This is a genomic window from Gluconobacter japonicus (genome assembly GCF_002723975.1).
GTDB lineage: Bacteria > Pseudomonadota > Alphaproteobacteria > Acetobacterales > Acetobacteraceae > Gluconobacter > Gluconobacter japonicus.
Genome location: NZ_BEWO01000045.1, coordinates 1 through 8,277, shown reverse-complemented (window position 1 = coordinate 8,277; position 8,277 = coordinate 1). Strand labels below are relative to the sequence as shown.

At 54.7% G+C, this 8,277-nt stretch carries 7 protein-coding genes and 1 pseudogene; 7 read left to right on the top strand and 1 reads right to left on the bottom strand.

The window, feature by feature from the left end; all coding sequences use genetic code 11:
* Window positions 1-559 precede the first annotated feature (559 nt).
* The 7 genes from GJA01_RS14615 (at window position 560) to GJA01_RS14585 (ending at window position 7,721) form a co-directional block, all read left to right on the top strand.
* The gene (locus tag GJA01_RS14615) at window positions 560-1,597 is read left to right on the top strand and encodes an NAD(P)-dependent alcohol dehydrogenase (protein ID WP_062502495.1); all 1,038 of its coding nucleotides are present in this window, start codon (window positions 560-562) and stop codon (window positions 1,595-1,597) included.
* 14 nt (window positions 1,598-1,611) lie between these two features.
* Complete coding sequence (locus GJA01_RS14610; protein ID WP_010505643.1) at window positions 1,612-2,625, top strand: AraC family transcriptional regulator; 1,014 nt, start codon at window positions 1,612-1,614, stop codon at window positions 2,623-2,625.
* A gap of 20 nt (window positions 2,626-2,645) precedes the next feature.
* The gene (locus tag GJA01_RS14605; RefSeq protein WP_010505644.1) at window positions 2,646-3,416 is read left to right on the top strand and encodes an SDR family NAD(P)-dependent oxidoreductase; all 771 of its coding nucleotides are present in this window, start codon (window positions 2,646-2,648) and stop codon (window positions 3,414-3,416) included.
* A gap of 99 nt (window positions 3,417-3,515) precedes the next feature.
* Entirely contained in the window at window positions 3,516-4,436 is a 921-nt protein-coding gene (locus GJA01_RS14600) for a substrate-binding domain-containing protein (RefSeq protein WP_253783073.1), read from the top strand.
* A 36-nt stretch (window positions 4,437-4,472) separates the two neighbouring features.
* The gene (locus GJA01_RS14595) at window positions 4,473-6,020 is read left to right on the top strand and encodes a sugar ABC transporter ATP-binding protein (protein ID WP_062502497.1); all 1,548 of its coding nucleotides are present in this window, start codon (window positions 4,473-4,475) and stop codon (window positions 6,018-6,020) included.
* Window positions 6,004-6,969, top strand: a complete 966-nt coding sequence (locus GJA01_RS14590; RefSeq protein WP_062502498.1) for an ABC transporter permease — start codon at window positions 6,004-6,006, stop codon at window positions 6,967-6,969. The genes GJA01_RS14595 and GJA01_RS14590 overlap by 17 nt, the downstream gene beginning before the upstream one ends.
* A gap of 23 nt (window positions 6,970-6,992) precedes the next feature.
* Window positions 6,993-7,721: an SDR family oxidoreductase gene (locus GJA01_RS14585; RefSeq protein WP_010505648.1), complete on the top strand. Its 729-nt coding sequence runs from the start codon at window positions 6,993-6,995 to the stop codon at window positions 7,719-7,721.
* Window positions 7,722-8,078: 357 nt separating this feature from the next.
* Here the strand turns inward: GJA01_RS14585 and GJA01_RS15365 are convergent.
* A pseudogene (locus tag GJA01_RS15365) lies at window positions 8,079-8,277 on the bottom strand (hypothetical protein); the annotation flags it as partial.

Here is an 8,277-nt window from a genome sequence, read left to right as displayed (position 1 = left end):
TCCAAACCATCAAACCACGGGACTAAACAACTAGTGCCTCTCCAAAGGGGAGGGGCTTTTGTTATTTTCCGAATAGACCGACTTCTGGTTCAGATCAGCCCCGAACAGTTCAAAATTCGCTGTTCGGGAAGAGAATCCGAGCTGATCATCCCAATACGCTCTTCAAAATCATAGAACCCGACTATTTCATGATCTCTGCCCTCACAATATGAGCGATGGAATCATAGCGGCGCGATCAAAAGCAAAGGATTTTTCGAGCACCCTATCGGAAGTTTTTTTTGAACAGCCCGCACCTCATATTTGCGTTATCTATAACATGAAAAATTTCAGACTAAAGCGGATTATATTTCCTTATAGGAGAAGAGAATGTAAAAAATATTATTATTTATCAATATATTACATAAAAATTTGAAAACGAAAAATTCGATATCTGAAAGTACTTCACTCAAAAAAGTATCATTTTTTAGGAAAAAATGTTCTATACTTTGTGATATATAACATATAATTCGTACTTCTGATCACAACTGATGATAAAACGTGCGACAGGAGACGGTTGGGTATGGCTCAGGCACTGGTGCTTGAAAAGAAAGGTGAGCTCTCTCTGCGGGAGATCAGCCTGCCGTCGGAGCTTGGACCGAATGACGTCCGTATCGCTATTCACACGGTGGGTATCTGCGGCAGCGACGTACATTACTACACGCATGGCGCCATCGGACCTTTTGTTGTTCGCGAACCCATGGTTCTGGGACACGAAGCTTCTGGAACGATTACGGAAATCGGAAGTCAGGTCCGGTCTTTGAAAGTCGGAGACCGGGTGTGCATGGAGCCGGGCATTCCAGACTCACAATCCCGCGCAACGCTGATGGGCCAGTACAACGTAGATCCCGCTGTTCGCTTCTGGGCAACCCCACCGATCCACGGTTGTCTAACACCCTCTGTGGTTCATCCAGCCGCTTTCACGTTCAAACTGCCGGATAATGTGAGCTTTGCTGAAGGTGCGATGATCGAGCCGCTGGCGGTTGGCGTACATGCCTCGGTGAAGGCCGCTATCAAGCCGGGAGATATCTGTCTTGTGACAGGCTGTGGCCCTATCGGCATCATGACGGCGCTGGCCGCACTTGCTTCCGGGGCAGGGCAGGTTTTCATCACGGATCTGGCTCCTGCCAAGCTTGCCATTGCCGGGCAGTATGACGGTATCCGACCCATCAACGTGCGTGACGAGAAACCGCGTGATGTTGTGGATGCCGCCTGTGGCGCTGACTGGGGCGTGGATGTCGCCTTCGAAGCGAGCGGTTTTGCCAGTGCTTACGACGACGCTCTAGCCTGTGTGCGACCCGGGGGAACCATCGTTTTCGTAGGCATGCCTATCCAGAAGGTCCCGTTCGATATCGTGGCGGCTCAGGCTAAGGAAATCCGTATGGAAACGGTTTTCCGCTACGCCAACGTCTATGACCGCGCCATCCGCCTCATCAGTGCGGGGAAAATCGACCTCAAGCCGCTTGTATCGGAAACATTCCCTTTCGATCAGGCTATCGCGGCCTTTGAGCGGGCTGCTGAGGCTCGACCAAGCGACGTCAAACTCCAGATTGTTCTCTGAGAAGCGGTGCCATCATGTCCGTAACGCAGAAATTGCCTAAGCAGGGGCCGTTTTCCCCGATTGCCAGTCGTGCATCAGCGCTTGGAATGGTTAGCTCTCTGAAAGCAAAAGCACCTGTCAGTGAGGGAAACACGCGTCCTGTTTACGAAACGATTCATGCGGAACCGAACACCAGTTTCCGTTGGCATCAGCATGACTATCCCGGTCCGCTGGCACGTTGGAACCATCATCCGGAATACGAACTGCACCTGATCACACAGAGCGAAGGTCGTGCGATCATTGGGGACCATATCGGGAGTTTCGGGCCACGCCAGCTTGTTTTGGTCGGACCTGACCTGCCGCATGGCTGGTTCAGTCCTCTCAAGCCGGGTGAAGTGCTGACAGGGCGGGATGTTGTCCTTCAGTTTAGCGCTAAATGGATTGAAGGCCTGATGGCGCTGTGCCCGGAATTGGGTGGACTGCGGAACCTGCTTCAGGCCTCAACTCTGGGTGTCGAATTCACTGGTCCAGAAGCACTGGGGCTCGGGGAGAAACTCGAAGCGATCGGGACTTTTCAAGGCGCTGGGAAACTGGCCGCCTGTCTCGACCTTCTCGCCACACTGACGTCTGCCCCGTTCAGGACGCTGTCTCTCAAAGGTGAAACCAAGGCGCTCAATAGTCCGGAAATGCAGCGGATGAGCGGTGTCATCACGTCCCTGATGGCCATGGACCCCTCCGAAATCCGGCATGACCATCTGGCGCAGGATCTGGGGCTGTGCGCCTCAACATTCTCTCGCCAGTTCCGGGCTGCGACGGGCGACACGTTCATGTCTTTCCTGCATCGGCTGCGTGTGTGTCACGCCTGCCATCTGCTGGCCAGTTCCCCCCTTTCAATCACGGAGATCGGTGCGGCTTCCGGTTTCAATAACCTGTCCAATTTTAACCGTATCTTCCTGCGCCTGCGAGGTTGCACACCCCGGGAATACCGCCGGCATGCCCGTGAAATGACGACCCTTCCACACGCAGATGCCACAGATTTCCTGAACTGACGGACAAGGGAAAACAGACCATGCCAAAACTTCCACAACGCTTTTCCCTCGATGGTCGCAAAGCTCTTGTCACGGGTGCGTCCCGCGGGCTTGGCGTCACGATCTGCGATGTTCTGAGTGCCGCCGGAGCCGATATTGTCGCGGTTGCACGGTCTGAAGCCGATATGGCTGAAACACGCCGGATCGTGGAAGGCCATGGGCGTCAATGCCTCACGGTTGTTGCTGATCTCAGTGATCCGACTGTCCCTGACGCTGTCGCCAAGACAGTGACGGCTGCGTGGGGTGGCGTGGATATTGTCGTCAACAATGCTGGCGTCAGTTTTCCTCGGCCGCTGGTGGAACAGACCGTCGAAGAATGGGACACCGTACAGGCCATCAACCTGCGTGCGCCGTGGCTTCTCGCCCGTGCTTTTGCGCCGGGGATGATCGAACGCAAACGCGGTAAGATCGTCAACATAAGCTCCCAGGCCAGTTCTGTCGCGCTGATTGACCATGGTGCTTACGTCGCTTCCAAAGCTGGTCTGAATGGCCTCACCAAGGTCATGACGGCGGAGTGGGCGGCTCACAACATCCAGGCCAATGCCATCTGCCCGACAGTTGTCTGGACGCCCATGGGCGAACGCGTCTGGAGCGTTGGCAACAAGTTGGAAAAGCTACTGGAAAAAATTCCCGCTGGTCGTGTCGCAACACCGGAAGATGTCGCGGATACAGTTCTGTATCTCGCCTCAGATGCTTCGAGCATGGTCAACGGGCAGGAAATATTTGTCGACGGTGGATACACGGCTCTCTAGGTCGCCCCATCCTCAAATAAAGACATGTGATTTTACGGTTTTGACAAGGCCATGTGCAGGAAATGGCCTGCACAGTGCATGCAGATCAACAGGTGTAACATGAAGATCAAGACGCTTCCGCTGGCCCTTCTGTCTCTCGCTCTTGGCGGGACGGCCCTGTCACAGCCGGCTGCCGCAGCCGGAACACCGCTGAAAATCGGCGTTTCCTTTCAGGAAATGAACAATCCGTATTTCGTCACTATGAAGGATGCCTTGCAGGAGGCCGCTGCCACGATCGGCGCCAACGTCATCATCAGCGATGCGCATCATGACGTCTCCAAGCAGGTGAGTGACATTGAGGACATGATCCAGCAGGGCGCGCAGATCATCATCATCAACCCGACCGATACCGTAGGCGTCACGTCCGTCGTAAAGACCGTTCATGACAAGAACATCCCGATTGTCTCGGTAGATGCTCAGGCTGGTGGTCCGCTGGATGCGTTTGTCGGCTCCAAGAACTACGATGCCGGCTTCAAAGCCTGCGAGTATCTCGCCATGACGATCAAGACCGGTAATATCGGTATTATCGACGGCATCCCGGTCGTTCCCATTCTTGAGCGTGTTAAAGGCTGCAAAGACGCTATCGCCAAGCATTCGGACATCAAGATTGTCAGCGTTCAGAACGGCAAGCAGGAGCGCGATCAGGCTCTGACCGTGGCGGAGAACATGCTTCAGGCGAACCCGGATCTGAAGGGCATCTTCAGCGTCAATGACAATGGATCGCTCGGTGTGCTGTCCGCCATTGAATCCAATGGCTCGGACGTGAAGCTGGTCAGCGTTGATGGTAACCCGGAAGCTGTGAAGGCCATCAGCAAGCCGGGCTCGCATTTCATCGCCACGGCAGCGCAGTTCCCCCGGCAGGAGATCCGTCTGGCACTGGCGCTCGCGCTTGCGAGGAAATGGGGCGCAGAAGTGCCGAAGGTTCTGCCTGTCGATGTCGAACTGATCGACGCGACGAAAGCCAAGACGTTCAGCTGGTAAATTTCAGGAACGGCCCCGGATTCCGGAGGGAACATCATGACAGAAACCAGTCAGACATCCCCAGAACCGCTTCTGAAGCTTGAGGGAATCTCCAAGAGCTTTCCGGGAGTTCGTGCGTTGCGGGATGTCAGCCTCAGCCTGGAGCGTGGAGAAATCCATGCTCTTCTGGGGGAGAATGGTGCTGGAAAATCTACGATTATAAAGATCATGGGCGGTATCCAGTCTCAGGATGAAGGGCAGATCTTTCTCAACGGAAAAGAATGCCACTTTTCCAGCTACAGGGACGCCATCAGTGCGGGGATCGGAATTGTTTTTCAGGAATTCAGCCTAATTCCTGAACTCGATGCCGTCGATAATATTTTCCTCGGGCGCGAGATGCGGAACGCTCTCGGATTTTCCCGCAAAAACGAAATGACGCGCATTGCGCAGGGAATTTTCGAACGTCTGGGAGTAAAAACGCGGTTTGATGTGCCTGTTGCGCGTCTCAGTGTCGCGGAACAGCAGTTCGTGGAAATTGCGAAAGCTCTGTCACTCGATGTGCAGGTTCTCATCCTCGACGAACCAACCGCGACCCTGACCCCGACGGAAGCCGAACTGCTCTTCAATGTCATGCGGCAGCTTCGCGATCAGGGAATCGGAATTTTCTTCGTGTCACATCACCTCGAAGAGATTTTCGAAATCTGCGACCGCATTACGGTGCTTCGTGATGGTGCCCACGTGGGCGTCCTGAAAACAGCTGACTGCACCATGGATCATCTGGTTGAGAAGATGGTCGGCCGGAAAATTGAAAGTACGTTTCCGCCCAAACCCGCTCTCCAGACTGCCGAGCGCATTCTGGAAGCCGAAAACATTCGTTTTGCCAGTAACGGGCACCCCAACAGTTTCTATCTGCGAAAAGGTGAAATCCTCGGTTTCGCCGGGCTCGTCGGTTCTGGCCGAACGGAAACGGCGCTGGCGTTGATCGGCGCACTGCCATGTCCCGGAAAAAGGGTGCGGATTGAGGGCAGGGAAGTGTCTATGGGGAATCCTGCACAGGCTCTGCATCATGGCATCGGAATTCTGCCGGAAAGCCGAAAAACCGAGGGATTGATCCTCGGCTTCAGCATCCGGGACAACATCTCCATCAACAACCTGCCGCAATATACCCGCCCGATCGGCACGATCGACACCGCACGGGAGAAGCGGAAGACACAGGAACTGATGTCCGCGGTCCACATCAAAGCCCCTTCGGACGAAACGACCGTAGTGAGCCTCAGTGGTGGGAATCAGCAGAAGGTTGTGATTGCGCGCTGGCTGAACCGGCGAAGCAAGATCCTGATCTTCGATGAGCCCACCCGCGGCATTGATGTCGGGGCCAAGGCGGAAATCTACACACTCATGCGGAACCTCACGGCAGAGGGATACGCCATCATCATGATCTCATCCGAGCTTCCAGAGGTCGTCGGAATGTGTGACCGCGTGGCCGTGTTCAGCCATGGCGTCATCACGGCAGTTCTGGAAGGGGATGCCATCAGTTCGGAAGAGGTAATGCGTCATGCAACAGCAAGCGTTAAAAAGTCCGCAGTCGATGCACTTTCTGCTTGAGCGTTACAGAGCGTCGAAGGTCGCACGTTCAACGGCCTTTCTCCCGGCAGTCGGACTGTTCGTGGTCGTGGCCTGTATGATCGCGCTTAACAGTCGCTTTCTGTCCTTCGGCAACCTCGAAAACGTTGCCAGACAGGTCTCGATCAATGCCATCATCTCTGTAGGCATGACTTTTGCCATTCTCACGGGCGGCATTGACCTCTCCGTAGGCGCGGTCATGGCACTGGCCGGAACCATTACAGCGGGTCTGCTGGTTTCTGGCTTGAACGCCGGGCTGGCCATTATCGCCGGGCTGGGTGTCGGGGCGCTCTTTGGGGCAGGAAACGGATTGTGCATTGCCCGTCTCGGAATGCCGCCGATCATCGTCACTCTGGCATCCATGAGCATCGCTCGTGGACTAGGGCTGATCTACACGAACGGCTATCCCATTTCGGGTCTTCCAGACTGGTTTGCGTTTATCGGCCGCGGGAAGATTCTGGGAATCCAGACTCCCATTCTCATCATGCTGGTGGTCTATGCGCTGGCTTATCTGTTGCTCCAGCGCATGCCGATTGGCCGCTACATTTATGCAATCGGTGGGAATGAAGACGCCGTCCGCCTCTCCGGCATCGATTCCCGAAAATACAAGATTATCGTTTACCTGATCGGCGGCTTTACGGCTGCTCTGGCGGGCGTTGTTCTCTCCTCCCGTCTCATGAGTGGTCAGCCGAATGCAGGCGTCGGCTTCGAGCTTGATGCCATCGCTGCCGTGGTGCTGGGTGGCACCTCAATTTCCGGCGGCCGTGGTTCCATCATCGGGACCCTGATCGGCGCCATGCTGCTGGGCGTCTTGAACAACGGGCTGAACCTGCTGGAGGTCTCTCCTTACGTTCAGAACGTCATCAAGGGCGCGATCATCCTTCTCGCAATTTTCATCAGTCGTCAGCGCGGCACAGCATCTGCACGCTGAGACAGAATCACAAGGTAGAGCATATGACACAGTCTCTTCAGAACAAGGTCGTCGCTATTACGGGCGCGGCTTCGGGCATTGGCCTCGAATGTGCCCGTTATCTCATCGAAGCTGGTGCGGTGGTCTATCTTCTGGACCGTGACGCCAAGGCGCTGGAAGAAAAGACAGCAGAACTCGGCAGTCAGGCTCATGCGATCATTGTCGATCTTTTCGACTACAAAACCGTAGATGCTGCGGTCGCGCAGATCGTTCAGGAGCAGGGCCGGATCGATGTTTTCCACGCCAATGCCGGCGCGTATGTTGGTGGCAATGTGTGGGAAGGCGATCCTGATAGCTGGGATTCGATGCTCCATCTGAACATCAATGCAGCTTTCCGCTCGGTTCGCGCCGTACTGCCGCAGATGATGAAGCAGGAAAGTGGCGATATCGTTATGACCAGCTCGATTGCAGGCATGATCCCCATCATGGCCGAGCCAATCTATACGGCCTCGAAACATGCCGTGCAGGCATTCGTCCATACGGTTCGCCGTCAGGTCGCGAAGTACGGAATTCGTGTGGGCGCCATTCAGCCTGGCCCGGTTGTCACCCCTTTGCTGAAAGACTGGGATCAGGCGCGGCTTGAAGCCAACATTAAAGCGGGTGCCCTGATGGAAGCCAAGGAAGTCGCCGAAGCTCTGATCTTTATCCTGACACGTTCAAAAGGTGTCATGGTGCGTGATCTGGTCGTTTTGCCGCATAATTTTGATGCTTAAATAGAGGCTGAGAGATCGAAGAACCGTTGATTAAAGCTGTAATGTTTCAATTTGGAACTTAACGGGCTTTCTGTTGTCTCTCTTGAAAATAGGCTGTTTGTTCGGGTAAGAAGTAATTGATCCTGCTGTTGCTAACCCGAACAGCGTCTCGAATTCTCGCGATCTAGGGTGCCAGATAGACGCTGCTGGAGGCCAGCATATTGCCTGCCTGAGGCACACAGGAATGTCGACGCTGTGCACCGTATTTCTCGAGCGCCTGCTTCCGTATTTGCTCCAACTGGAGCAAAAGGTTGTGCGCATGTCGGATTTTTCAATTAGGAGAATATCGGACCAACAGGATAGCTATTACTCAATTTCCTAGGGTGTCCTAGGGGTGAGGGCTTGAAGGGCGGTCAGAAGTAGAATCTGAAAGACGTTGTGGGAGCGCCAGTGTTTGCTGGATGCCGCGCACATTGGAGCACGGGGACGACTGGCTTCGAGCCAGCGATAAAAGGCGTTTTCTGCGTCCATGATCGGATCCCAGTCTGAGAGTTGATCGTTCGGGAATGCTCCAGCC

Bases quoted from the DNA above. Each gene is read 5' to 3' on its own strand.
- GJA01_RS14590 (WP_062502498.1), top strand. From the start codon at position 6,004: ATGCACTTTCTGCTTGAGCGTTACAGAGCGTCGAAGGTCGCACGTTCA.
- GJA01_RS14600 (WP_253783073.1), top strand. From the start codon at position 3,516: ATGAAGATCAAGACGCTTCCGCTGGCCCTTCTGTCTCTCGCTCTTGGC.
- GJA01_RS14605 (WP_010505644.1), top strand. From the start codon at position 2,646: ATGCCAAAACTTCCACAACGCTTTTCCCTCGATGGTCGCAAAGCTCTT.
- GJA01_RS14610 (WP_010505643.1), top strand. From the start codon at position 1,612: ATGTCCGTAACGCAGAAATTGCCTAAGCAGGGGCCGTTTTCCCCGATT.
- GJA01_RS14585 (WP_010505648.1), top strand. From the start codon at position 6,993: ATGACACAGTCTCTTCAGAACAAGGTCGTCGCTATTACGGGCGCGGCT.
- GJA01_RS14595 (WP_062502497.1), top strand. From the start codon at position 4,473: ATGACAGAAACCAGTCAGACATCCCCAGAACCGCTTCTGAAGCTTGAG.
- GJA01_RS14615 (WP_062502495.1), top strand. From the start codon at position 560: ATGGCTCAGGCACTGGTGCTTGAAAAGAAAGGTGAGCTCTCTCTGCGG.